This window comes from Streptomyces sp. NBC_00414 (assembly GCF_036038375.1).
Taxonomy (GTDB): domain Bacteria; phylum Actinomycetota; class Actinomycetes; order Streptomycetales; family Streptomycetaceae; genus Streptomyces.
In genome coordinates this window covers 267,088-291,383 of the sequence record NZ_CP107935.1, presented here as the reverse complement: position 1 = coordinate 291,383, position 24,296 = coordinate 267,088, and the positions used below count along the sequence as shown (strand labels likewise).

Here is a 24,296-nt window from a genome sequence, read left to right as displayed (position 1 = left end):
GTTCGAGGCGCCCGGAGATGCCGAAGGCGACCTGTCGGAGTGCCGGGCCGACCCTCCGCGCCGGCCCTCCGAGCGGCCGCGGTCAGCGCCGCCCGCCCAGGATGATCTTCCAGACGCGCGTTGCCACCTGCAGATTGAGCCGGGTGTCCACATCCGTCAGATCGTGGTCGCTGATCTCACGGATGCGCTGCAGCCGGTAGCGCAGAGTGCTGCGGTGGACCGTCAGCGCGGCGGCCGCATCGTCGTAGTTGCCTCCGCAGTCGAAGTAACGCGAGAGGGTCTCGACCAACTCCGTGTCGTGCCCCGCGTCGTAGTCGATCAGCTGACCGAGCCACTCCCGCACGAAGCCTTCGAGCTCCCGGAGATCGTTGCCGGGCCCCAGGATCCGGTACAGCCCGAGTTCGTCGAAGAACGTCGTCCCGCTGTGCCGGCGGGAGTTCTGCCGCACCTCCAGAGCCCGCACTGCCTCCTGATAGCAGCGGGGAACGCCGTCCGGGGAGTCGCAGCGGGTGCTCACCCCGATCGCTCCGTCGGGCGTCCCGAGCTCATGGGCCAGCGCCGCGTGCACGGCGTGGTCGTTGGGCCTTGCTTCGGTCAGCAGGACCACCCGGTCGCCGCGACGGGTGATCAGAGGACGGGTCACCGTGGCGGTCGCCGCTTGCTCGACGGCACGGGCGAAGGAGCTGTCAGGGGCGTTGGACGGCCAGCACACCACGACCACGTACTGGGTACGGCGCAGGTCGTGGCCGACGGCCTCGGCCCGGGCGTAGGCACTCGTCTCGTCAGTGCCCTCCAACAGGTCGTCGATCAGCCGACGGCGCAGCCCCAGTCCGACCTCGGTGAGTTCGCGCAGGTGCATGAGTTCCTGGGCGAGCAACCGCTGGGCGTGATCCAGGGCGAACACGGTGTGCGCGTCGGCCGTCGCCTCGGGGTCGTCGAGGGCCAGTACACCGAGGAGGTCGCCGTGCGGACGGGCCAGGGTGATCAGCCGGCCCTTGACTCTGACGGGGTCCGCCGAGCGCGCGACCTGCCGCAGCATCTCTTCCTGGTGGGTCGAGGACCGCACCGGATAAGGGTCGGGCCGGTCGGGACCGGCCCAGGACCTCAGGTTGCCGAACCGGTCCTCGATGAGCGCCGACAACCCGGTGAGCTCGTACAGCGCTTGGGTGATGGCGTTCTCGCCCCCGCCCCGGTCGGCGACACGGGCGAGTGTCTCGTGCACGGTCTGCTGCTGGTACAGCTCGGAGCGCATGGTGTCCAACTGCCGCAGTGCGGTGTCCCGTTCGGTACGGGATCGGCGCAGTTCGCCGGCGCTGTCGTGGCGTGCGGGGAGCGTGGCGGCCAGTGGCAGGGCCGCCGATGTGAGCCCCACGAGGGTCGACAGGAGGAAGCACCCCTGCTCATCGGGCCCGGAGGCGGAGGAGACCACGATGTAGCCGAGCAGACAGCCGACCCGGCGCAGGCCGAACGCCCAGTTCCAGGACCGCTCCGGAAGGGATACGGAGCCGTCGGCCTCGCCCAGGTCCTTCATCCGTGCGTCGTCGACCGTCGGCGCTCCCGCGTCGTGGCCGGGGACGCGGGACAAACCGTCGACCGTGGCGAGGTATCCGGCCTCGGCGCGGTAGGGACCGAGGGCACTGACGTGCCGCATGGCCAACCGCAGGATCTCCCTCGGCTCCGCGCAGGTGAACAGGGTGTGGGACAGCTCCAGCAGCCCGTGTGGGTCCAGCGCCGCGAACGGACGGGGATCGGGCCGTTCGGTGCCCGCGGGGCTGCTCGGACGACGGGTCACTTCCTGGTCGGAGACGTTGGGGGACAGCGCCTGTGACGGATGGCGGGCCATAGGGGCCACTCCGTTCCTGCGGTCTGCGGTCGTCCGAGGTGATCGATCAAATGGAGGGATCCACGCCTGGGTGAGCCCTGTGAGCACCAGCCTAGGCAGGAACATCCGTCTTGTCTGTATTTGAGCCTTGTTCTCGTGGACCGACCGACGGCGCCGACTTCCGACCTGCCAGGCGCAGGCGGAGCACGCTGCTCTCTTGCCACTGTGGGCTCGTCGGGAATCACCGACGCACCGGTGGCCGTGGCAGTAGGGACCGGCTGACGAACGAGCAGGCCCAAGGCGCGGCGAGCGGGACCGGATGTCGCCCGGGCTGCGCAGCAGGCCCCGCGCCGGCACCGGCGGCGAGGCTCGGAAGGACAGTGCCCGCCTGGCGGTCCCGTAGTCATCTGAGCGAGTGCGGAATACCGGGCGCGGCTCCGAGAGCGAACAGGAACCGCTCGACGCGGAAGGAGTTCCTCATGGCCAGAGCAGTAGGCATCGACCTGGGTACCACGAACTCGGTGATCGCCGTCTGGGAGGGCGGCGAGCCGACGGTCGTACCCAACAGCGAGGGCAACCGTACGACGCCGTCCGTGGTGGCCTTCACCGACACCGGCGAACGCCTGGTGGGCCAGCTGGCCCGCCGCCAGGCGATCCTCAACCCCAAGGGCACCATCTACTCGGCCAAGCGGTTCATCGGCCGGCACTTCGACGAGATCTCCGAAGAAGCCAAGGCCGTCACGTACGACGTGGTCGAGGGAGACGGCGGCGCCGCCCGCTTCGAGGTGCGCGACAAGCTCTACGCGCCGGAGGAGATCAGCGCGCAGGTGCTGCGCAAGCTCGCCGACGATGCCTCCAAGCAATTGGGAGAGCGGGTCACGGAGGCCGTCATCACGGTGCCCGCCTACTTCAACGACGCCCAGCGCACCGCCACCAAGGACGCCGGACGGATCGCCGGCCTGGAAGTGCTGCGGATCATCAACGAGCCGACCGCGGCCGCTCTGGCCTATGGCATGGACAAGAAGGAGCACGAAACCGTGCTCGTCTTCGACCTGGGCGGCGGCACCTTCGACGTCAGCATCCTCGACGTCGGCGACGGCGTGGTGGAGGTACGGTCCACGGCGGGCGACAGCCATCTGGGCGGCGACGACTTCGACCGCCGACTGGTCGACCACCTCGCCGACGGCTTCCAGAAGGAGAACGGCATCGACCTGCGTCAGGACGCGCAGGCCCTGCAACGTCTGTTCGAGGCCAGCGAGAAGGCCAAGACCGAGCTCAGCTCGGTGACCCAGACGCAGGTCAACCTGCCGTTCATCACGGCCGACGGCTCCGGGCCCAAGCACCTGACCACGACGATCATGCGGTCCACGTTCGAGCAGATCACCGGCGACCTGGTGGAGCGCTGCCTCGGCCCGGTGCGGCAGACCATGGACGACGCCAAGGTCAGTGACAACGACATCGACGAGGTCATCCTCGTCGGCGGCTCCACCCGCATTCCCGCCGTCCAGGCGCTGGTGCGGAAGCTGACCGGCGGCAAGGAACCCAACATGAGCGTCAACCCCGACGAGGTCGTGGCGATGGGCGCCGCGATCCAGGCCGGGGTCCTCAAGGGCGAGGTCAAGGATGTCCTGCTGCTCGATGTCACCCCGTTGTCACTGGGCGTGGAGACACGCGGCGGGGTGATGACAAAGATCATCGAGCGGAACACCACCATCCCGGTGCGCCGCACCGAGACCTTCTCCACCGCCGAGGACAACCAGCCCGCCGTCGATGTCGTCGTCCTGCAGGGCGAGCGGGAGCTGGCCGCCGACAACCGGGTCCTCGGTCGCTTCCAGCTCACCGACATCCGCCCCGCGCCGCGCGGCGAGCCGCAGGTCGAGGTCATCTTCGACGTCGACGCCAACGGCATCCTCAACGTCACCGCGCGGGACAAGGACACCGGCAAGGAGCAGAGCATCACCATCAGCGAGAGCTCCAACCTCGACCGCGGCGAGATCGAGCGGATGGTCCAGGAGGCCGACAGCAACCGAGACAAGGACCAGGCCCTGCGTGAGGCGGTCGACGCCCGCAACGAACTGGACGCCGTCGCCTACCAGGTCGAAAAGCGTCTGGGCGAGCTCGGGGACGCCGCGCCCGCGCACGAGAAGGCCCGCGCCGAGATGCTGGTGGCCGAGGCCCGCGACGCGGTCAAGAACGAGGCCGGGGTGGACAAGGTCCGGCCCCTGACATCCGAACTCCAGCAGATCTTCGCGGGTCTCGCGGCCCACGAGGCGGGAGCCGCCGCGGGCGGTCCGGCGGGCACCGGCTCACCGGACGGACCACCGCCCGGCGGGGCCGCACCGGGCGGCGACGGAGGCGACGACGATGTCATCGACGCCGAGTTCGACAAGGGCTGAGGTGCCGGCCATGTCCATCCCACCCCGGGGCCCGGAGCCCGACCCGCCGCCGGAAGGCGCCGTACAGCCGCCGCGCGGGGACCTTGCGCAGCCACCGCCGACCGAGGAGGCCGAGCCGGGGCCCGACGCCGCAACCGGTGCCCCCGCACCCGACGACGAATACGCCGTCGCGCTGCGAGAGGCCGAGGACCGCTGGCGCCGCGCCCTGGCCGACCTCGACAACCTGCGAAAACGCCACGCCAGGGAGCTGCAGCGGGAGGCCGCGGCCGAACGCGCCCGTACGGCTGCGGCCTTCCTGCCCGTCATCGACAACCTGGAACTCGCCCTGAGCCACGCGGCCGCCGACCCCGACGCGATTGTCGAAGGCGTCCGGGCCGTGCGTGACCAGGCCGTGAACGTCCTGGAGCAGCTGGGCTACCCGCGCCACGCGGAGAGGGGCGTGTCGTTCGACCCGGCCCGGCACGAGGTGGTCGGCGTGATCCAGGATCCGGACGCCGCTCCGAACACCGTGGTCCAGGTACTGCGACCCGGTTACGGGGAGGCCGACCGGCAGCTGCGGCCTGCCGCCGTGACCGTCGCCAAGCGGGAGTGAGCGGCCATGGCACGCGACTTCTACGAGGTGCTCGGAGTTTCGCGCACCGCCGACCGGGACGAGATTCAACGGGCCTATCGCACCCTGGCCCGCAAGCACCACCCCGACGTCAACAAGGACCCCCAGGCGGAGGAGCGGTTCAAGGAGATCAACGAGGCCTTCAGTGTCCTGTCCGATCCGGAGCAGCGAGCCAAGTACGACCGCTTCGGCGAGGACTTCCGGAAGATCCCGGAGGACTGGGAGGAGCGGGTCGGAGCAGGAGCAGGAGCAGGAGCAGGGGCCGGAGCCGGAGCAGGCAGCGGCTTCCGGTGGGCCACCGGCGGCGGTCCCCGGGTGCGCTACTCCACGGCAGGCTTCGACGGCGAGGGGGTCGACGTCGAAGATCTGTTCGGCTCGATGTTCGGCGGCGCCGGGCGTATGCGCGTTCCCGGCGCCGACCAGGAGGCCGAACTGCCGCTCACCGTCGACGAGGCCTATCGGGGCGGCCGCCGTACCGTCACCCTCGCCGGGCCGGCCGGGCAGCGGCGCTACCAGGTCGACGTACCGCCCGGCACCACCGACGGGCAGCGCATCCGGCTGGCCGGGGAGGGCGGCCGCGGGAGCGGACACGACGCCCCCGCCGGGGACCTGTACCTGAGGGTGCGGATCCAGCCGCACCCCGAGTTCCGCCTCGACGGCCGGGACGTCCACGTGCGGCTCCCGGTCACCCCGTGGGAGGCGGCGCTCGGCGCGACGGTGCCGGTGCCCACTCCGGGCGGGGACACGGCGAAGGTGACCGTGCCCGCCGGATCCTCCAGCGGACGGCGCCTGCGGCTGCGCGGGGAGGGCATGCCGAATCCGCGCGGCGCGAACGGAGACCTGTACGCGGAGCTGCGGATCATGGTGCCGCCCCGGCTGAGCGACCGGGAGCGCGAGCTGCTGGAGGAACTTGCCGCCGTCTCCTCGTTCGATCCCAGGAGGACCTGATGAACGACAGACCGGCCGAGGCCCGCCCGTCCCCCGCCCACACGACCGAGGTGGGCGTCCGGTACGCGATCGTGCCCGTGCCCGCGCTCTCCCTGGAGACCGTGGCCCGCCGCACGGGCCTCCATCCCGACCTCATCCGTCAGTTCGTCACCCTCGGGCTCGTGGACGCCGGCCGTGACATTTCCGGACGGCCGGTGTTCGCCCCCGACGCCCCGGCCGCCCTGGCTCGCGTCCAGCGGTTGCGCACCGGGCTGTGCCTGAACTACGCATCCATCGGTCTGGTGCTCGACCTGCTCGACCGCATCAGCCTGCTCGAAGCCGCGCTGCGGCGTGCGGGCGTGAGGAGTGATCTTCCACCATGGACATGAACCGCCTGACCCAGAAGTCCCAGGAAGCCATGCAGGAGGCCCAGAGTGCCGCCGGCCACCTGGGCCACACCGAGGTCGACGGCGAGCATCTGCTGCTCGCCCTCCTCGACCAGGAGGAGGGCCTGATCCCGCGCCTGCTGCAGCAGGCGGGCACCGAGCCCAAGGAGCTGCGCGCGGCCGTACGCGAGGAGCTCTCCCGCCGGCCCAAGGTGACCGGCCCGGGAGCTTCGCCGGGCCAGGTCTTCGTCACCCAGCGCCTGTCCCGGCTACTGGACGCGGCCGAGCGTGAGGCCAAACGCCTCAAGGACGAGTACGTGTCCGTGGAGCACCTGCTGCTGGCCCTCGCCGAGGAGGGCTCGGCGACCGCCGCCGGGCGCCTGCTGAAGGAGCACGGCGTGACCCGGGAGTCCTTCCTCGGCGCGCTCACCCAGGTCCGCGGCAACCAGCGCGTGACCTCCGCCAACCCCGAGGTGGCCTACGAGGCCCTGGAGAAGTACGGCCGCGATCTCGTCGCCGAGGCCAGGTCCGGGCGGCTCGACCCCGTCATCGGCCGGGATGCCGAGATCCGCCGCGTCACCCAGATCCTCAGCCGCAAGACCAAGAACAACCCCGTCCTGATCGGCGACCCCGGCGTCGGCAAGACCGCCATCGTGGAGGGCCTGGCCCAGCGCATCGTGCGCGGTGACGTTCCCGAGGGCCTGCGCGACAAGACGGTGTTCGCCCTCGACATGGGCTCACTCGTGGCGGGCGCCAAGTACCGCGGCGAGTTCGAGGAACGCCTCAAGGCCGTGTTGAGCGAGGTCAAGGCCGCCGAGGGGCGGATCCTGCTCTTCGTCGACGAGTTGCACACCGTCGTCGGAGCGGGCGCCGCCGAGGGAGCCATGGACGCGGGCAACATGCTCAAGCCCATGCTGGCGCGCGGCGAGCTGCACATGATCGGTGCGACCACCCTGGACGAGTACCGGATGCACATCGAGAAGGACGCCGCCCTCGAACGCCGCTTCCAGCAGGTGGTGGTCGACGAACCCAGCGTGGAGGACACCATCTCCATCCTGCGCGGCCTGCGTGAGCGCCTCGAAGTCTTCCACGGCGTCAAGATCCAGGACACCTCGCTGGTCGCGGCGGCAACGCTCGCCCACCGCTACATAGCCGACCGTTTCCTGCCCGACAAGGCCATCGACCTCGTCGACGAGGCCTGCGCCCGGCTGCGTACCGAGATCGACTCCATGCCCGCCGAACTCGACGAGATCACCCGCCGCGTCACCCGCCTGGAGATCGAGGAGGCGGCCCTGTCCAAGGAGAGCGACCCCGCCAGCAAGGCCCGCCTGGAGGAACTGCGCAGGGAACTGGCCGACCTGCGCGGCGAGGCCGACGCCAAACACGCCCAGTGGGAGGCGGAACGGCAGGGCATTCGGCGCGTACAGGAGCTGCGGAAGGAACTGGAGCAGGTCCGTCACGAGGCGGAGGAGGCCGAGCGCAGCTACGACCTCAACCGCGCGGCCGAACTGCGCTACGGCCGGCTGCAGGACCTTGAGCGCCGACTGGCCGCCGAGGAGGAGCAACTGACCGCCAGACAGGGCCAGAACCGGCTGCTGCGGGAAGTCGTCACCGAAGAGGAGATCTCCGAGATCGTCGCCGCCTGGACCGGCATCCCCGTCGCCCGCCTCCAGGAGGGAGAGCGCGAGAAACTGCTGCGGCTGGACGAGATCCTGCGCGAGCGGGTCATCGGCCAGGACGAGGCGGTCCAGCTGGTGGCCGACGCCGTCATCCGGGCCCGCTCCGGCATCCGCGACCCGCGCCGGCCCATCGGCTCGTTCATCTTCCTCGGCCCTACCGGCGTGGGAAAGACCGAGCTGGCCAAGACGCTCGCGGCAGCACTGTTCGACTCCGAGGACAACATGATCCGCCTCGACATGAGTGAGTACCAGGAGCGGCACACCGTCAGCCGGCTGCTCGGGGCCCCGCCCGGATACATCGGTTACGAGGAGGGCGGCCAGCTCACCGAGGCGGTGCGCCGCAAGCCGTACTCGGTCGTGCTGTTCGACGAGATCGAGAAGGCGCACACCGACGTCTTCAACACCCTGCTGCAGGTCCTCGACGACGGCCGCGTCACCGACGCCCAGGGCCGCACGGTCGACTTCCGCAGCACCGTGATCATCATGACGTCCAACATCGGCTCGCACCACCTCCTCGACGGAGCCACCGCGGAGGGGGAGATCAAGCCGGAGGCCCGCGCCCTGGTGATGGGTGAGCTGCGCGGGCACTTCCGGCCGGAGTTCCTCAACCGCGTCGACGACATCGTGCTGTTCAAGCCGCTCGGAGAGCGGCAGATCGAGCGGATCGTGGAACTGCAGTTCGATGAACTGCGCCGCCGCCTCGCCGAACGCCGCATCACCGTCGAACTCACCGACGCGGCCCGGGAGCTGATCGCCCACCAGGGCTACGACCCGGTGTACGGGGCCCGGCCGCTACGGCGCTACATCTCCCACGAGGTCGAGACTCTGGTCGGGCGCGCCCTGCTGCGCGGTGACGTCCAGGAGGGCGCGAGGGTTCGCGTCGACGCCCAGCACGGAGAACTGGTGGTCGCCTACGACCTGCCCGAGGACGTGGAGGGGGCGAAGGCGGCATGAGTACCGTGCGGGCCACCACCGTCACCTGCCCGCACTGCGGGCGCGCCAACCGGGTACCCGCGGCCGCCGGGGGCCGACCCAGGTGCGGCAACTGCAAGGAGCCGCTGCCGTGGACGGCCGACGCGGGCGACGACGACTTCACCGAGGTCGTCGAGCAGGCCACCGTGCCCGTCGTCGTGGACCTGTGGGCCACCTGGTGCGGCCCCTGTCGCATGGTGAGCCCCGCGCTGGAGAAGGTCGCCGCCGATCTCGCGGGAACGATCAAGCTGGTCAAGGTCGATATCGACAAGAACCCCGGCCTGGCGCGGCGGTTCGAGGTCCAGGCCGTACCGACGCTGCTGATCCTCGACAAAGGACGGACCATCGCCCGACAGGCGGGTGCCGCACCTGCCCCTGCCCTGCGGCGGTGGGTGGAGCAGTCGATCGCCGGCCGCGAACCGGCTGGAAAGGATGAACGGCCATGACCGTACGGACCGACCCCCACCTCGCCCTCGTACGCCCCGTCACCCCGCGCGCCCCGGGATGCGAGGAATGCCTGGCCACGAACTCCCCCTGGGTCCACCTCAGGCTCTGCCTGACCTGCGGCCACGTCGGCTGCTGCGATTCGTCGCCGAACCGGCACGCCCGCCGTCACGCCGCCGCCGACGGCCATCCGATCGTGGCGTCACTGGAGCCCGGCGAGGACTGGCGATGGTGCTTCGTCCACGAGGCGCTCGTGTGATGGCCGGCGACGAGACGCGGCCGGGCTCGGCGCCGGTGGCGGACGAGACGGTAGAGAGCGTCCCCTTCGAGACCCCCGACATCTACGGCGCCTATCCCCGCCTGTCGGACGACCAGACGGCCCGCCTGGCGCAGCACGGCTGGCGGCGCGCGGTCGACGCCGGTGACGTGCTGATCCGGGAGGGGGAGCGGTGCGAGACGTTCTACGTCGTCCTCAGTGGCTCGATCGCCATCGTCGAGGGCTACGGCACACCCGATGAACGCCTGCTGCGGGTGCACGGCCCCGGCCGCTTCATCGGCGAACTCGGCCTCCTGAACGGACAGGTGGCCTTCTACGCCGCCGTGGTCAGGGACCCCGGCGAGGTCCTCGCCCTGCCCATGGATCAGCTGCGTGACCTGGTGACCCGGGACTCCCTCCTCGCTGATGTGGTGCTGCGCGCCTGCCTGGGCCGCCGTGCCCTGCTCGTCGGGCAGGGCGCCGGTTTCCGCATCATCGGCTCGCGCTACTCGCCCGACACCCGGCGGCTGCGCGAGTTCGCCGCCCGCAACCGGCTGCCGCACCGCTGGATCGATCTGGAGACGGACAAGGAGGCCGAGGCGCTGCTGCGCCGCTTCGCGGTCGGTCCGGAGCAGACGCCGCTGGTGATCTGGCGGGACACGACCCTGCTGCGCAATCCGAGCAACGCCGAACTGGCCCGGTTGATCGGCTTGCCGCCCCTGCCGTCGGGCAACGGCCGCGACGATCTCCTGATCGTCGGCTCCGGCCCGGCCGGACTCGCCGCCGCGGTGAACGCCGCCTCGGAGGGCCTCGGCACGACCGTGGCCGAGTCGATGGCGACCGGCGGCCAGGCCGGGACATCGTCCCGCATCGAGAACTGTTTCGGCTTCCCCGCCGGCATCTCCGGCGCCGAACTCACCGAGCGCGCCGTGCTGCAGGCGGAAAAGTTCGGCGCCCGGATCAGCGTCCCCGCGGAGGCGGCCCGGCTCGAACGGCGGGACGGCCACTACGCCGTCGGGTTCGCCGACGGCAGCGAGATCACCGCCCGTACCGTCGTCCTGGCCACCGGCGCCCGCTACCGTCGCCTCCAGGTGCCCGGCATCGAGCCGTTGGAGGGCACGAGCGTCCACTACTCGGCGACCCTCTACGAGGCCCAGCAGTGCCGTGCCGACCCGGTGGCGGTGGTCGGAGGTGGCAACTCCGCCGGCCAGGCCGTGCTCTTCCTGGCCGGGTACGCGCCACAGGTGTATCTGCTCATCCGTGGGCCGAGCATCGAGGCGCACATGTCCCGCTACCTGATCGATCAGATCGAGCGCCACCCGAAGGTGCGCGTGATGCTGCACACCGAGATGACGGAGGTACTCGGCGAGCAGGCGCTCAAGGCGGTCGACGTGGTCGACCACCGTACGGGCGAGCACCGCCACCTCGCGGTACGGGCCCTGTTCGTCTTCACCGGCGCCGACCCTCACACCGAGTGGCTGTCCGGCGCGCTCGCCCTCGACGCACGGGGCTACGTGCTCACCGGAGCGGAGGCTCAAGCCTGCTCCGTTCCCGAGCTGTGGCGGAGCCTGGGCCGCGACTGCCTGACGCTGGAGACCAGTCTGCCCGGCGTCTTCGCCGTCGGCGACGTCCGCAGCGGCTCGGTGAAGCGCGTGGCCTCCGCGGTCGGCGAGGGCGCGATGAGCATCCACTTCGTGCACCGCTACCTGGGTCGCACGGCCACGCCCGGCGGTACCGACACCTCACCGCACACCCGTCCCCAAGAGTCCGCTTGGCTCGCGTGACACCCAGCAGGCGACGAGATCGGCCTGAGGCGACGTCCCGTTCCCACCCGATCAGCCGGGACAAGGAAAAACAGGGGTGTGGCAGCGGACAATGGGTGACGATGATCTGCACCATCCCTCGTACGGCCCAAAGGCGCAGGAGATCGCGGTATGCACCACTCGCCCGACCAGGGCCAGGATTTGCTGAAGTTCCGGACGACGGATGTGGACGAGGCCCGGCAGGTCATCCACGAACGCTTCTACGCCAACTTCATCGACGTACCCGACGGCAGCAGTGAGTTCATGGCCCGGTACGACATCGCCGCACTCGGCCCGCTCACACTCGGACGGCTCTCTTTCGGCGCGGAGGTGCGCATACAGTTCGGGGAACTCGGCTCCTACCACGTGGACATCCCCCTGGACGGCCACCTGGCCTGGCGTCAAGGAAGGCACACCCATGCGGTGGCGACCACAGCGAACGCCGCCGTCTTCCAGCCGCACGGCGACACGACCCTGGAGCGAGTGAGCACCGACTGCTCCATGCTGGCCGTGAAGATCGACTCGAAGGCCCTCAACGATCAACTCGAACGCCTTCTCGGCCGACCGCTGCGCACCCCCGTCGCCCTCACGCCCGAACTCGACGTCGCGCACGGAGCGGGTCAGAGCTGGGTACGGATGATCCGCGCCGTGTTCGACGGGATGCAGACCGGCGGGCTGCTGGCCCGGCCGATGGTCGCCCGCCCGATCCAGGAGGCACTGCTGACCGGGCTTCTCCTCGCCACCGGCCACCGCTACCGCGACGAGCTCGACCGACCGAAACCCGCCCTGCGCCCGGGCCCCGTCAAGCGTGCCGTCGAGGCCATGCACAGCATGCCGCAACACCCCTTCACGGTCGGGGAGTTGGCCGTGCTCGCCGGGGTGAGCGTGCGGCGACTGCAAGAAGCCTTCCAGCAGTACGTCGGCATGACCCCGCTGGCCTACCTCACCGACGTCCGTCTCACCCGCGCCCACGACGAACTGCGCCGCGGCACACCGGGCGAAGTGAACGTGAGCGAGGTCGCCCATCGTTGGAGCTTCGGTCACCTGGGCCGGTTCGCGTCCCGTTACCGGGCGCGCTTCGGCGAGCTGCCCTCGCAGACACTGCGTTCCGGGTGACCATGGCCCACGCCATCGCCCCGCGCTGTGCGTGGTGACCCCGGCCTCGGGTGAACGCGCGGCGCCCGCGCGGCGGCGGATCGGCTGGCCACGCCATCGCCCCGCGCTGTGCGGACAACGGCCGCGCTCAGTGGATCGTGCGCGACGACGCCTGCGCCCTAGGGTTCTGGTGTTCGCGCGTTCCCCGGTTCGGTCCGCCGCGCGGACATCGGCCGGCCCATCTCCGCTCCGTCGGGCCGGTCACCGTCCGTCGGCACCCCCCAACAGCCGCGGACGGGTCGGCAGCGCACATGTGGCCTGGACCCCGCCGCGGTGTGCTGACCGACATTGGTAAAGGTCCGGGCCGGAGTCGGCGCCGGCCCGGACCTTTACCGTGAATCCCCTGGACTCTGGGGTGCGTTGGACGATTCCGAGGTCGATGCGGAGGATCTCGAAGCTCTGGGCAAGGGCCAGCCCGGGTTCGCCGGTGGTGTCCGGACCGGCCGCCCCGATCTCCCAGCCGGGCGTGCGTTCCAGGGCGGGGCGGGGGCGAGCTGTTCCGGGATCGGCTTGAGTTCTGCTTCCTGATCGATCTTCCGGAAGTGGTGCATGCTCTCCCGCACGCCTATCGTGATGGGTAGGTCACGGGTCCGGGCCAAGACGGCAGTCTCCGGCTGCGGGCGCCGGGGCGACTCCCGGTTCCAGGCATGTTCGCCACCACGCCGTTCGGCCTCACGGGCAGCGGCGTCCGGGGTCACCCGTCGCGTGGGGCCACTCCGTGACGCGGTGTCCACCCTGCCGCTGATCCACGCGCCCGTCCGACTCCCCAGGAGCAGTGGGACGCCTGAGCCTGGCAGGGCAATACAGGGAGGCCGATCGGGCCCGACATGCGCATGCGTTCGCGCCGCGTTTTCGGACAGGCTGACTGCGAAGCCCAACGTTCCCTCAGTGGCATCTGCGGGCGCTGGGGATCGCGGGGCAGCCACAAGGAGGTCCATTCATGCGGGTGTCGTCTCAGGGCGTTACGGTCGTGGCTCTCCTGGCGGATCCGGACGCGCCGACGGAAATCGCGCAGCGCATGGCCCGGACACTTCCTGCTCGGCTCGCCCACAAGTCGGGCCAGGAGCGACGGTTCGACATCGAGGTGATCAGTGAGCCGTTCACCGCGGGGGCCGAGGACCCGCCCACCCTGATGCGCCGGATCATGGACCGTGGAAGTGCGGAGAACTGGGACATCGTCGTGGCCCTCACCGACCTTCCGCTGCATCTGCACGGCCGCAAGCTCGTTGTGGATCTGAATCACGAACACGGCTTGGCGCTGCTGTCTCTTCCTTCCCTGGGGGGCTTGCGGCTGCAGACGAGGGCCCGGCAGGCCGTGGAAGAAGCCGTGCTCGGCCTGGCGGGACTGTCGGCCAACGGAACTGAAGAATCTCCGCAGAGCCGGTCGCTGCTGGGGCCCTTCGCCCGTCGCCTCACGCCCACCCAGCCGGGCCCGGTCGGTGAGGAGGAGACCCCTGACCTCCGGTACGTCACCAGCGGGCCGCGCGGTTACCTGCGGGTGCTCTTCGGCATGGTCCGCGCCAACCGGCCGTGGCGGTTGGTACCGGGCTTGTCCAAAGCCCTGGCGGCCGCACTCGCCACGGGAGCAGTCGCCACCGTCAACTCCACCGTCTGGATCCTGGCCGAGGCGCTGAGCGCGCCACGCCTCGTCATCGCCATGGTCGGATCGGTCGGCATCATGATCGGCTGGCTGATCGTGGACGCGCAGCTGTGGCATCGATCAACAGAGGGCTCGCTGGAGGCGAGGCAGAGGGCGCGGCTCTACAACGCCTCGACGGTCGTGACCGTGGGAATCGGAGTGCTCGTCTGCTACGTGGGTCTGATGGTCATCAACTTGGTGTGGGCCCTGTTCATCCTCAACGACCGAGTGTTCGCCGCTACGACACGAACCCCGCTGCACGCCGCGGAGTACTGGACGTTGTCCTGGTTCGTCGCTTCGGTCGCCACCGTGGGCGGCGCGCTGGGCTCAGGCTTGGAGAGCGACGAGGCGATCCGGGCCGCGGCCTACTCCAAGCGCGAACAGGAACGTCGTCACACCCTCCAAGACAATGACGGTGACCCGCCCTCGAAGTGAACCGATACCGGCACCGATGGCTCCAGGACCGCGCGGGCGGTATCGCCGCTCCCGGCTGGTCGGCGTACCGGGCGTTCACACTCCGCGGCGGCCCTTCAGCGATGACGGGGCGGGGGAGTCCCGGTAGGGCAGGTCCGTCACCCTTCTTCAGCCGCTTCGCGACCTTCCTCGGCCGCCCTGGACCGGCCCCGAGTACGACGTCGAGCCACTGGGGCTGGCTGAGAGAGCGTTTTCCCTCAATGTTTCATCCCGGGATGTGGCTTTGATGCGGTATCAGAGTCCTCGCCAGGTGGGAGTGGATTCTTTGGTGAGGCGGCGGGCCATCAGAGAGATCATCGCAATGTAGATCATGGCGGTGGAACGGGCCGGGAGGGCTTCGTAGTCGCGGGCCAGGCGGCGGTGGAGCATGAGCCAGCCGAGCGTTCTTTCCACCGCCCACCTGCGTGGTTGCACGACAAAGCCCCGAGTGCCGGGAGAACGGCGGACGATCTCAAGGTCGATGCCGAGTCGGGCGGCGTGGTCGACGAGGTACTCGCGATAGCCGCGGTCCGCCCATCCTTTGCGGATGGTGGGGTGGGCCGAGGCGATCCGGTTGATCAGGGTCTCGCCCGCGGTGGAGTCCTGGATGCTCGCCGCGGTCACGAGGGCTGTCAGCAGCAGGCCGGTCGTGTCGATCACGATGCTGCGCTTGCGGCCCACGATCTTCTTGCCGACGTCGACGCCCTGGTCGGAGGCAGGAACGTTGGTGGAGGTCTTGACGCTCTGTGCGTCGATCACCATGGCGGTCGGTTCGGGTCGGCGGCCCTCGTTCTCTCGGACGCGGCGCCGCAGCAGATCGTTGAGGTGCTCGAAGAGGCCGGCCTGCTCCCAGCGGCCGAAGTACTGGTAAACGGTGTTCCAGTGCGGGTAGTCATGCGGGAGGTAGCGCCAGGGAATGCCGGTGCGGGCCACGTAGAGCACGGCGTCGAGGATGTCGCGCAGGTCGTGGCGGGGTGGATGTCCGATGTTCAGGCCGTGCCGGGCCTGCTCGGTCCGCCAGCTGGTCAGCAGTGGCTCGATCAACGCCCAGCGGGCGTCGGACAGGTCGCTGGGGTAGCGGCGTCGGTCGCTCATGTCTCCGGGGTAGCCCAGCAGCCGGAGCATCGGTCAGGGCGCGGGACCGGTCGCCCGGGGCATTGGGAGCCAAGCGGAGCACATTGCGACGAAACAGGAGCAGTGCGGGCGCAACAACCAGGCGCTCGCCCCAGCCACCGCTCAAGCAGCAAAACGCCGCGTCTAACTCTGCAGACACTCGCCAGAATTCACCCCATCAACTAGCCAAAGACGCCAAAACGCCCTCTCAGTAGGTGTTTTTCTACCTATCCCACGGAACGCGGAAGGTCGGCAGGGCTGGGTGCGAAGTCCGGGGATGGTGTGGTGTCGTCTGTAGCTGTCGCGCTCCCGCTTCTCAACTGGCTTCTGCTGCGGCGTAAACGAAGTCGTACGGAGCCCAGTCGGCGATCCGGCGGTATCCGAGGCGTTGGTAGAGGGCATTGCTGGTGGGGTTGCCCGCGTCCGTGAAGAGCACGACCTCTGTGGCTCCTGCGGCACGCGCGGCCCGGCTCACCTCTGCGGTGACGGCGGCCGCGTAGCCGCGTCCGCGGAGGTCGGCTGGGGTGTAGACGGGGTCCACCCGAACCATGCCTGCGATCATCGGGTTCACACCTGCCATGGAGACGGGGGTGCCGTCGGGCGTCTCCCAGAAGGTGTAGGTCTTCTCGGCAAAGCGGGTGCTGGCCCAGGAGGCGGCGTCGATGGTGACGGTCTCGCCGAGGTCGACGGCGAGTTCACGGCACCAGCGCATGAGGTGGTCGTGGTCCTGCTCACCCACCGGGCGGCCGTGGCCGTCTGGGTGCGGGTTCGGCGGGGTGAGGGTGTCGAGGCGGTAGAGGTGCATCCGGACGCGGAGTGTGGGCGTCGCGCCGGTGTACCGCCGCCAGGCTTCGGCGAATGCGGTGGCGGTGTCGTGGTCCGCGGTGACGCCGGCGAGGGTGTGGCCGAGGCCGGCCAGATGGAGGGCGAGGGCGTCGGCCCGTTCGGAGGAGAGGGGGGTGAGGGTCAGCCGACGGGTCGGCGGACGGTAGAAGATCGCTTGGGTCTCGCCCGCCGACTCCAGCCGGCCGAAGAGGACGGAACCTGGGGTGAACGCGCCCGGTTGGGTCCGCCACTTTTCCAGCCTGGTGAGCGGCGTGTTGTGCAGAGCTGGGTGCGAACGGAGAAAGTCTCTGGCGCGAGCGAGGAAGTCCTCGATGTCTTCGGTGAGGGTCCAGGTGTCCGGAAGCATGGTTCATGATCCCGGATGTACTCGACTCGGTTCAGTACTTTGCGCGGAGATGCACCGAGCCACGACTGGGCCGATGCCTTTCAGTCACGTGACGTAACTGCTGCCGATCAGGCACGAGTGTTCCTCGTCCACTGGCTGGTGCGGGGGCTCTTGCGGGTGAGGCGTCGAGTCATCATGGTGATGAGGGCCCAGTTCAGGTGTGCTTCGGAGTGCTGGGGCAGACGCTCGTAGTCGTGTGCGTTGCGGCGGGCGTTCATGCACCAGCCGATCGTGCGCTCGACTTTCCAGCGGCGGGGCAGGACGACGAAGCCCTTGGTGCCTTTGGGCCGGGAGACGATGCGCAGGGTGAGCCAGAGGCGGTCGCGGGCCCAATCAACGAGTTCGCCGGCATAGCCACGGTCCGCCCAGACCTGGGTGATCTGCGGCTGGGTGAGACGCAGGCGCCAGAACACGTCGCGGGCGGCGTCGCGGTCCTGGATGTCGGCGGGCGTCACCGTGATCATCACGGGCAGGCCTAGCGTGTCCACGGTGATATGTCGCTTGTGGCCGTTGTTTTTGGCGGCATCGTAGCCCCGGCCGACGGTGGAGGCTCCTTTGACAGACTGGGAGTCCACGATCAGCGTCACCGGGTGCGGGCAGCGGCCCTTGCCAGTACGGATTCTCCGGCGGAGCTGGTCACGGATGTAGGTGACGACCCCAGCCCGGTGCCACCTCCAGAAGAACCCGTAAACCGTCTCCCATGGTGGAAAATCCGCAGGCAAAGCCCGCCATTTGTTCGTCGCGGACGACGAGGGCATGCTCATCACCAGCCGGTGGGGAGGCTTCTTCCGTCCCGTCGGCATCGACCACGTACTGATGCTGTTCGAGTTCCGCAGGGTTCACGAGATGGCCGCCAGCAGTCTGGCGGCAACCCGCGCCACGCCCGCCGAGCTGCGGACCATCGAGGTCGCCATGCAGCAGTGTCGGCACGGCTTTGTCCACTGTCAGGTCGAGGAGTTCAACCAGGCGGACGAGGACTTTCACATGGCTGTGGCGGCGGCCCTCGCACAACACCTTCCTCGTCAGCGCCGTGCGCGACGCACGACGGCTTCAGCGGCAGTCGAGCGCGATCGGGATCCACGACACGCTTGGCGAGAACACTGCGTCGGCCGTTCAGGAACACGGGACGATCTATCGAGCCATCCGCGACGGCCGGCCCGATCAGGCGGCCGAGGCCACGTCGGCACATCTCGACAGGACGCTCCAGGACTACCGGCGGGAGATCCAGCGGCGCCTGTTCGGGTAGCGGGCGGCCGCGGCTGAATCTTGACCCTGGATCCTGAACACCTCCATGCGGCTCCGGACAAGGGTGTTGCTGCCGCTTGGAAGCCGATCTCGTAAAGGATCGGAGACCGCTGACCGAGGCGGGAGTGCCTGCGGAGGGTGTTCGGGGATCTCGACGTCAGAACAGGGCGGTCAGGCCGCGCCGGTCCTCGTCGCTGAGCGTCTTCGCCCAGGTCGGTTCGGCCAGGATCTGTTGTACCAGGAGGGCGTTGACGTGGATGGGCGCGGAGTGGTGCAGGTGCAGGGCGAGCGTCGAGGTCTCCACGTGTCCCTTAGCCGGGCCGGGCTGGGCCGGTCAGGGCGGCGTCCTTGCCGTAATGCAGCAGGGTGTTTGCGCTGTTCCGGTTCTCCGCAACCTGGAGGCCGCCGTGGATCTCCCTGTGTGGGCCCGGGCCGGCGAGGTGGTCGCAGGCGAAGATGGTCCGCACGGCGCGGCCGAGTTCTTCGAGAGCCTGGTCGGTGAGGTGCTTGGGGCCTCCGGGGGTCAGTCGGGCGGGGCGTCGTCCGGGCGGTACAGGCGGATACTGCCGATGTTCTGCAACCTCGGCGACAGGCGGAAGTTGGGCGCTCGATGGTTCCCCACTGCCTACTCTGGGCCTCACTCCCGAGTCGATTGCGTCTGGGTAACTCATCAAGTCAGATACTTGCACTTGATGTTAAGTGGGTGACTCTCTAGCGTTCTCGGCATGAACCTCACCGTCCTCGCGGCCTCCGGCCGGACCGGAATCGCCCTCACCCGACAGGCGCTGGAACGCGGCCACACCGTGACCGCCGTCGCGCGTGACCCCGAGCGGATCGACCTTCCCGACTCCCCGAACCTGCGCAAGGTGGCGGGCGACGTGACCGACGCGGCAGGCATCGCCGCCGTCGTGGACAAGGACTCCGTGGTCCTGTCCGCGCTCGGCACGGACCGGGCCGGAATCCTGCTGACCGGCGCCCGGGCCGTGGTCGCCGCCGGCCCGCGGCGCGTCATCTGGCTCGGCGCCTACGGCACCGGCAGATCGGCCGCGGTCGCCGGGGAGGGCGCGGACATGCTCGCCAGGGCGCTGGGCGACCGGCTCGCGGACAAGGTCGAGGCCGACGACACCGTCCTCGCCGCCGGCGGCACCGTCTTCCACGCCGGGATGCTCGCCGACGGACCGGAAAGCCCCCACCGGCGCACGGTCGGCCTGGAGGCCGGGCCGCCCTTCGACCTGGGCGCGAAGGTCAGCCGGGAGACGGTCGCCGCGGCCATGCTCGACGAGGCCGAGACGCCCCGCCGTCCCGGCGCCGTGGCCCTGCCGCTGGCGCAGTAGTCGGCCGGTGCGGTCAGCCGCCGGTGATCTCCTCGATCGAGGCCCGGGCCTGCTCGCGGAGCCAGGCGTGGGCGGGGTCGGAATCGTAGCGCTGGTGCCAGTTGCAGTGGATCGTCGCCACCGGCGAATCACCACATGCGGCTGCGGGTAACGGCTGACCGCGGGCGAGGACGGCGCAGCCGCTCGGCCGCGCCCAATACGCTGCCCTCTTCGAGCAGGGCGTCCAGCACGGTCAACAGATTCAAGTCCCGCTGCATGAACGTAAATTTCGACAAGCCACAGATCCACTTCGATCGACTCAGGAGCACCCCATGAGCCAGGAACGCAATCAGTTGGCCCACGACCTCAACGGCACGGGACCGCTGCTCGTGGCGGTCCACGGCATCACTGAGAACCGAAGCTTCTGGGATCCTGTCTGCCTGCGGCAGCACTTCCGCGTGCTCCGCGTCGACCTGCGTGGCCACGGGGACTCGCCTCGGACCTCGCCGTTCGGGATCGACCAGTCGGTGGAGGACATCCACCACCTGATCGACTCCCTGGGCGAGGACCTGACCGGGGATCAGTCCCCGTACATCGTCGGCCATTCCCTTGGTGGGGTGATCGCGACTGCCTATGCGGCTCGTTATCCGACCCGTGGTGTGGTGAACGTCGACCAGTCGCTACGGGTCGGCCCGCTGCCCGCGGAGATAGCCACCGCTGTGCGGGGAGAGGGTTTCGCGGACTTCGTCCGCACTGTTTTCGCCTCGCTGTACGGCGAGTTGGACCCCGTGCTCGTGGCCGACATCGAGCGCCGCCGCACCCTCGACCAGGACGTGTTCAGCGGGTTTTGGACCCCGTTGCTCGATTGGGACGCCGACACCCTGGCAGCGTGGTCCCGACGGACAACGAGTCTCCCGCCTGGTGTCCCGTACCTGTCTGTGCACGGAACGGACCCCGGTGATGACTACGCCGACTGGCTGGCCGACCGCATCCCCGGCGCCGTGGCCGAGCAGGCACCGACGCGCACGCACTATCCGCACCTGGCACAACCGGAGTGGTTCGTCTCGCGCGTCGATAAGTTCTTCATGGACTAGGGCTCGTCAAAGTGACGCCGCCTCGTCGAGAACCAGGCCAGCGCCCGCAATCAAGCCGTCGAGGGTTCCGGGCCGGTACTGAGGGCGTTCGAGCCGCGGTGCTCACATAACAGTCCCTCACGTACGGGCCGGTGCCGCTCGTACGCCCATGCTGTGGGTGTGGGTGTGGGTGTGGGTGTGGGTGTGGGTGTGGGTGTGGGTGTGGGCGCAGCGCGTCGAACGCGGAAGCGCGCGGTTCGCAGAATCCAGGATGAGTGGAGACGGAAACCCGCGCACCAGCTAGGACCTGTCCTGGCGATCATCTGGTAAGACGCCTCGGTGATACTTTGACCGGAATTGTGGGAAGGAGCGGGCGAATGCGTGGACAGTGACCTGCGGCGTGCTGTGGTCGTGACGCTTGGCGAACTCGGGCGGAGCGATGACTGGCGTGACCGGGCGGATGCCGGTCACAGCCTGGCAGGGTTCGCCGAGATGCCAGAGGCCGTAGAGATACTGCTGGGCCTTGTGCTCGACCGTGGTGACACCTTCGTCACCCGGCGGACCGCGGAGGGCTTGCTTCGGCGAAAGGACAGGGTCGGACTGACGATAGTCGCGTCCGCACTGGCAGTCGCCAACGACAACCACGCCGATTACATCCACACCGCGATCGTCGATGTCTTCAGCATCTTCTCGGACGATCTGGACGAGGCGCTACGGATCTGCGACGAGATGTCGGGCGACACCGACGATCGTGTTGCCCAGGGGGCCCGTCGGCTGCACGAGAGCCTGGCAGAGATTGATCCTGTTCTCCGCCCCGCATAGCGGCGGTTCGATCGCTGTTGTGAGGTACAGACCCTCGACTACGGCAGCGCGGAACCTTGCCGGATCAGTGATACGGAGCATTCCCGTTGATCATGTGCGGAGCCAGATCGTGAGAGCTGCCGCAGTGGCGGTGCCGAGGTAGACGTAATGGCGCTTGTCGTAGCGGGTGGCTACCGCCCGATGCTGCTTCAACCGGTTGATAGCCCGTTCGACGGTGTTTCGTTTCTTGTACCGCCTCTCATCGAAGCCAGGTGGCCTCCCGCCGTGTGAGCCTTTGCGCAGGCGGGCGGCCTGGCTGTCGGTCTTCTCCGGGATCGTGTGCCGGATGCCCCGGTGTCGCAGGTACTCGCGGCACGGTCCGTTGCTGTATGCCTTGTCGGCAGCGACGCTGTCCGACTTCTTGCGGGGCCTGCCCGGACCGAACCTCGGGACGCGGATCTTCTCCAGCACCGGTCTGAACCGCGTGCAGTCCGCCCGCTGACCGGGTGTGACGATCAAGGAAAGTGGGCGGCAACGGCCGTCCGCGCTCAGGTGGATTTTTGTAGTGAAGCCGCCGCGCGAGCGGCCAAGGCCCCCACCTCCCGCACCACCTCCACCAGGCGGGCGTGCAGGCTTTGCCACGGCAGGCTGGCCCCCCAGTTCGGCGGCTGTCCTGGTGTGCTGGGCCAGGCCCTTGGCGATGGCGTCCTGATGGGTGCCGGAGAAGGCGGTGTGGACGAGGTCGCCGCCGTAGGGGTGCCGTGGGTGCACCGGCAGCCGGTTGCAGTGCTCGACCACCTCGCGCACCGCGTCGATGTCCGAGAAGTCGATCATCGGGTTCACGCCCTGCGCGTAGAGGTTGAGGGCCAGAGTGACCAGATCGACATTCCCGGTCCGCTCGCCGTTGCCGAACAGGCAGCCCTCCACGCGCTGCGCCCCCGCCATGACGGCGAGTTCGGCGCATGCGACTCCGGTCCCGCGGTCGTTGTGCGGATGTACGGAAAGGATCACGTACTCACGGCGTGCGAGATGCCGGTCCATGTACTCGATCTGGTCGGCGTACATGTTCGAGGTGGCGATCTCCACCGTGGCCGGCAGATTGTGGATCACCGGCCGGTCCGGGCTCGCGTCCCACAGCTCGGTCAGGCTGTTGCACACCTCCAGCACGAAGTCCGGCTCCGCGAGGTTGAAGACCTCGGGGGAGAACTCGAACCGGATGTCGGTACCGGGCTGCTCCTCGGCTCGCCGCATCAGGTGGGCGGCGGCGTCCCGGACGCGGTTGTGGACTTCGGCGCGGGAGCGTCCCAGGACCACGTTGCGCCAGGTGGGAGCGGTCGCGGTGTAGAGGTGGACGACAACGCGGTCCAATCCTTCGGCGGCGGCGAGGGTTCGGTCGATCAGATCCTGGCGGGCCGCCGTGAAGAGCGAGATGGTCACGTCCTCGGGCACCGCACCGCTGTGCGCCAGGTGTCGTACGAAGTCGAAGTCGGTCTGGCTGGCGGAGGGGTAGCCGACTTCGATCTCCTTGAACCCCATCGGACGACGACCTCGTTGCCCTCCACGCCGCCCTGGCCAAGCGCCGCGACGCCGCGCTCGGGAGCGACGCCGCGTTCGTCGACGCCGACATCGCCCTGCACGAGGCCGTGGTCGCCGCCGCGCACAATCCCGTACTCACGGGCCTGTTCACCGAGTTCGTACCCGTCCTGCAGCAAAAACTGCGCGACCTGGTCGAGTTGCTCGACCTGCGCGCGGCCGACCCGAACCACGGCGACGACGCCCACGCCGCCCTCGTGGACGCCGTGGCCAGAGGAGACGCGGAGACGGCCGGACACACGCTCAGGGTGGAGCTGAAGCACACACTTGCTCACCCCCAATCCCTCTGACACACAACGACCGTCTGGAGGCCGGCAGAGTTCCCTTGGGCAACGGCTGTTCGCGTCCTGCGTGGAACCGGTTCGGGAGGCGCTTGCGCGTAAGTCCCAGTCGGACGGGGTTCGTTCGGAGAGGCGATGTCAGGTCTCCGTGCCTGCCGGTACGGGACCGGCAGAGGGTTCGGTTTCGTGGGCCTCGGTCAGGATCGCGTACTGGCCGGCGAGGAGTTCGGTGAGGATGCGGCGCGCGGCCTTCAGAAGGTCGGCGATGTCACCTCCGGCGAGGGCGTAGATGACGGTGGAGCCCTGGCGGGTGGAGACGATGATGCCCGCCCGGCGCAGTACCCCCAACTGCTGGGACAGGCTCGACGGTTCGATCTCGATGTCGGCGAGCAGATCCCGGACCGCGACCGGTCCGTGCTGCAGCAGTTCGAGAACCCTGATGCGTACGGGATGTCCCAGCATGCGGAAGAATTCGGCTTTGGCCTGGTAGAGGGGCACTTGCATAGCCGTTGGCTCCCTACGCGCGGGCGATGAGGCCGGGTGGGGCTCGGGGCTCCCGTCCGGGCTATCAGTGTGTCGCACCTCGTCCCGCCGGGATCTGCGGAATGGACATGTGTGGATGTTGCGAGTTGCAGAACTCTTCACATCGAGGGCATGCGAAATTGAAGGTCAGACAGCGAGGTTTTCCTCCACTCGTTTGAGCTGGTGACGCGCCATCGCCAGATTCGACCGCGCTTTGTCCAGCACCAGGTACAGGAAGAGGCCGTTGCCGCCTCGTTCGTTCATCAGCCGGATGACGTGGTAATGCCGGTCGAGAGTGATCAGGATGTCCTCGATCTGGCTGGCCAGGCCGAGATGCTCCAGGGTCCGCATCTGTGCGCGGACGACATCCGTGTTGCCGGCGGCGGCCACCTCGAGGTCCAGGTCCTTACCGCCGCCGAGCACGCCGAGCGCCAGGCCGCTTGTGTAGTCCACGACGGCGGCCCCCAAGGCACCTTCCACGCCGGCCATCAGCTCTTTGAGCGAGACGTCCACATCGGCCATGGCTCTTCTCCGTTCGCAGGCCGGGCCGGGCTGTTCCCGCCCCGTTGCGCCAGCCACGCTA

At 69.1% G+C, this 24,296-nt stretch carries 22 protein-coding genes and 3 pseudogenes; 15 read left to right on the top strand and 10 right to left on the bottom strand.

What is annotated here, in order from left to right; translation table 11 throughout:
* Positions 1 to 82: 82 nt before the first annotated feature.
* Positions 83 to 1,843, bottom strand: coding sequence for a PucR family transcriptional regulator (locus OHS59_RS01350; RefSeq protein ID WP_328491523.1), 1,761 nt, complete (start codon positions 1,841 to 1,843; stop codon positions 83 to 85).
* Positions 1,844 to 2,301: 458 nt separating this feature from the next.
* On the opposite strand from OHS59_RS01350, the gene dnaK reads away from it, so the two are divergent.
* From dnaK to OHS59_RS01305, 9 genes are all read left to right on the top strand, one after another.
* Positions 2,302 to 4,218, top strand: coding sequence for a molecular chaperone DnaK (gene dnaK, locus OHS59_RS01345; protein ID WP_328491522.1), 1,917 nt, complete (start codon positions 2,302 to 2,304; stop codon positions 4,216 to 4,218).
* A gap of 10 nt (positions 4,219 to 4,228) precedes the next feature.
* Positions 4,229 to 4,810, top strand: coding sequence for a nucleotide exchange factor GrpE (locus tag OHS59_RS01340; RefSeq protein WP_328491521.1), 582 nt, complete (start codon positions 4,229 to 4,231; stop codon positions 4,808 to 4,810).
* Positions 4,811 to 4,816: 6 nt separating this feature from the next.
* Positions 4,817 to 5,776, top strand: a complete 960-nt coding sequence (locus OHS59_RS01335; RefSeq protein ID WP_328491520.1) for a J domain-containing protein — start codon at positions 4,817 to 4,819, stop codon at positions 5,774 to 5,776.
* The gene (locus OHS59_RS01330; RefSeq protein ID WP_328491519.1) at positions 5,776 to 6,144 is read left to right on the top strand and encodes a chaperone modulator CbpM; all 369 of its coding nucleotides are present in this window, start codon (positions 5,776 to 5,778) and stop codon (positions 6,142 to 6,144) included. The genes OHS59_RS01335 and OHS59_RS01330 overlap by 1 nt, the downstream gene beginning before the upstream one ends.
* On the top strand, positions 6,135 to 8,774 hold the full coding sequence (clpB, locus tag OHS59_RS01325) for an ATP-dependent chaperone ClpB (RefSeq protein WP_328491518.1): 2,640 nt from the start codon (positions 6,135 to 6,137) through the stop codon (positions 8,772 to 8,774). The genes OHS59_RS01330 and clpB overlap by 10 nt, the downstream gene beginning before the upstream one ends.
* A complete protein-coding gene (gene trxA, locus OHS59_RS01320; RefSeq protein ID WP_328491517.1) occupies positions 8,771 to 9,238 on the top strand; it encodes a thioredoxin in 468 nt (155 codons plus the stop codon). The genes clpB and trxA overlap by 4 nt, the downstream gene beginning before the upstream one ends.
* On the top strand, positions 9,235 to 9,495 hold the full coding sequence (locus tag OHS59_RS01315; protein ID WP_328491516.1) for a UBP-type zinc finger domain-containing protein: 261 nt from the start codon (positions 9,235 to 9,237) through the stop codon (positions 9,493 to 9,495). Before trxA ends, OHS59_RS01315 begins: the two co-directional genes overlap by 4 nt.
* Positions 9,495 to 11,276: an FAD-dependent oxidoreductase gene (locus OHS59_RS01310; protein WP_328491515.1), complete on the top strand. Its 1,782-nt coding sequence runs from the start codon at positions 9,495 to 9,497 to the stop codon at positions 11,274 to 11,276. Before OHS59_RS01315 ends, OHS59_RS01310 begins: the two co-directional genes overlap by 1 nt.
* A gap of 150 nt (positions 11,277 to 11,426) precedes the next feature.
* Positions 11,427 to 12,410, top strand: a complete 984-nt coding sequence (locus OHS59_RS01305; RefSeq protein ID WP_328491514.1) for an AraC family transcriptional regulator — start codon at positions 11,427 to 11,429, stop codon at positions 12,408 to 12,410.
* A 368-nt stretch (positions 12,411 to 12,778) separates the two neighbouring features.
* On the opposite strand, the gene OHS59_RS44450 is transcribed toward OHS59_RS01305, so the two are convergent.
* Positions 12,779 to 13,387: a DUF1931 family protein gene (locus tag OHS59_RS44450; RefSeq protein ID WP_443061364.1), complete on the bottom strand. Its 609-nt coding sequence runs from the start codon at positions 13,385 to 13,387 to the stop codon at positions 12,779 to 12,781.
* A 2-nt stretch (positions 13,388 to 13,389) separates the two neighbouring features.
* Here OHS59_RS44450 and OHS59_RS01295 point away from each other — a divergent pair, with 2 nt between their 5' ends.
* Entirely contained in the window at positions 13,390 to 14,523 is a 1,134-nt protein-coding gene (locus OHS59_RS01295; RefSeq protein WP_328491513.1) for a hypothetical protein, read from the top strand.
* A 273-nt stretch (positions 14,524 to 14,796) separates the two neighbouring features.
* Here OHS59_RS01295 and OHS59_RS01290 read toward each other — a convergent pair whose 3' ends face one another.
* From OHS59_RS01290 to OHS59_RS01280, 3 genes and pseudogenes are all read right to left on the bottom strand, one after another.
* Positions 14,797 to 15,636, bottom strand: coding sequence for an IS5 family transposase (locus OHS59_RS01290; protein ID WP_328491512.1), 840 nt, complete (start codon positions 15,634 to 15,636; stop codon positions 14,797 to 14,799).
* 334 nt (positions 15,637 to 15,970) lie between these two features.
* Positions 15,971 to 16,846, bottom strand: coding sequence for a GNAT family N-acetyltransferase (locus OHS59_RS01285; protein ID WP_328491511.1), 876 nt, complete (start codon positions 16,844 to 16,846; stop codon positions 15,971 to 15,973).
* 110 nt (positions 16,847 to 16,956) lie between these two features.
* Positions 16,957 to 17,619, bottom strand: a pseudogene (locus tag OHS59_RS01280) (IS5 family transposase); the annotation flags it as partial.
* Here OHS59_RS01280 and OHS59_RS01275 point away from each other — a divergent pair.
* Positions 17,600 to 18,131 (top strand): annotated as a pseudogene (locus OHS59_RS01275) (FadR/GntR family transcriptional regulator); the annotation flags it as partial. The pseudogenes OHS59_RS01280 and OHS59_RS01275 sit on opposite strands and share 20 nt — an antisense overlap.
* 156 nt (positions 18,132 to 18,287) lie before the next feature.
* On the opposite strand, the gene OHS59_RS01270 reads toward OHS59_RS01275, so the two are convergent.
* Positions 18,288 to 18,434: a hypothetical protein gene (locus OHS59_RS01270; protein WP_328491510.1), complete on the bottom strand. Its 147-nt coding sequence runs from the start codon at positions 18,432 to 18,434 to the stop codon at positions 18,288 to 18,290.
* Positions 18,435 to 18,441: 7 nt separating this feature from the next.
* Positions 18,442 to 18,801: a Tn3 family transposase gene (locus OHS59_RS01265; protein ID WP_328491509.1), complete on the bottom strand. Its 360-nt coding sequence runs from the start codon at positions 18,799 to 18,801 to the stop codon at positions 18,442 to 18,444.
* Positions 18,802 to 18,855: 54 nt separating this feature from the next.
* On the opposite strand from OHS59_RS01265, the gene OHS59_RS01260 reads away from it, so the two are divergent.
* The 3 genes from OHS59_RS01260 (at position 18,856) to OHS59_RS01250 (ending at position 21,338) form a co-directional block, all read left to right on the top strand.
* Positions 18,856 to 19,464 (top strand): NAD(P)-dependent oxidoreductase, encoded by a 609-nt coding sequence (locus OHS59_RS01260; RefSeq protein ID WP_328491508.1) that lies wholly within the window; start codon positions 18,856 to 18,858, stop codon positions 19,462 to 19,464.
* A 311-nt stretch (positions 19,465 to 19,775) separates the two neighbouring features.
* Positions 19,776 to 20,537: an alpha/beta fold hydrolase gene (locus tag OHS59_RS01255; RefSeq protein WP_328491507.1), complete on the top strand. Its 762-nt coding sequence runs from the start codon at positions 19,776 to 19,778 to the stop codon at positions 20,535 to 20,537.
* A 360-nt stretch (positions 20,538 to 20,897) separates the two neighbouring features.
* Positions 20,898 to 21,338, top strand: coding sequence for a hypothetical protein (locus OHS59_RS01250; RefSeq protein WP_328491506.1), 441 nt, complete (start codon positions 20,898 to 20,900; stop codon positions 21,336 to 21,338).
* Positions 21,339 to 21,428: 90 nt separating this feature from the next.
* Here the strand turns inward: OHS59_RS01250 and OHS59_RS44445 are convergent, their stop codons facing one another.
* Complete coding sequence (locus tag OHS59_RS44445; RefSeq protein WP_443061363.1) at positions 21,429 to 22,853, bottom strand: IS5 family transposase; 1,425 nt, start codon at positions 22,851 to 22,853, stop codon at positions 21,429 to 21,431.
* On the opposite strand from OHS59_RS44445, the pseudogene OHS59_RS01235 reads away from it, so the two are divergent.
* A pseudogene (locus OHS59_RS01235) lies at positions 22,853 to 23,200 on the top strand (FadR/GntR family transcriptional regulator); the annotation flags it as partial. The gene OHS59_RS44445 and the pseudogene OHS59_RS01235 overlap by 1 nt on opposite strands.
* Before the next feature lie 129 nt (positions 23,201 to 23,329).
* Here the strand turns inward: OHS59_RS01235 and OHS59_RS01230 are convergent.
* Together OHS59_RS01230 and OHS59_RS01225 are read right to left on the bottom strand one after the other, a co-directional pair.
* The gene (locus tag OHS59_RS01230) at positions 23,330 to 23,695 is read right to left on the bottom strand and encodes an ArsR/SmtB family transcription factor (RefSeq protein ID WP_328491505.1); all 366 of its coding nucleotides are present in this window, start codon (positions 23,693 to 23,695) and stop codon (positions 23,330 to 23,332) included.
* 165 nt (positions 23,696 to 23,860) lie between these two features.
* Positions 23,861 to 24,235 (bottom strand): hypothetical protein, encoded by a 375-nt coding sequence (locus OHS59_RS01225; RefSeq protein WP_328491504.1) that lies wholly within the window; start codon positions 24,233 to 24,235, stop codon positions 23,861 to 23,863.
* Positions 24,236 to 24,296: the final 61 nt, after the last annotated feature.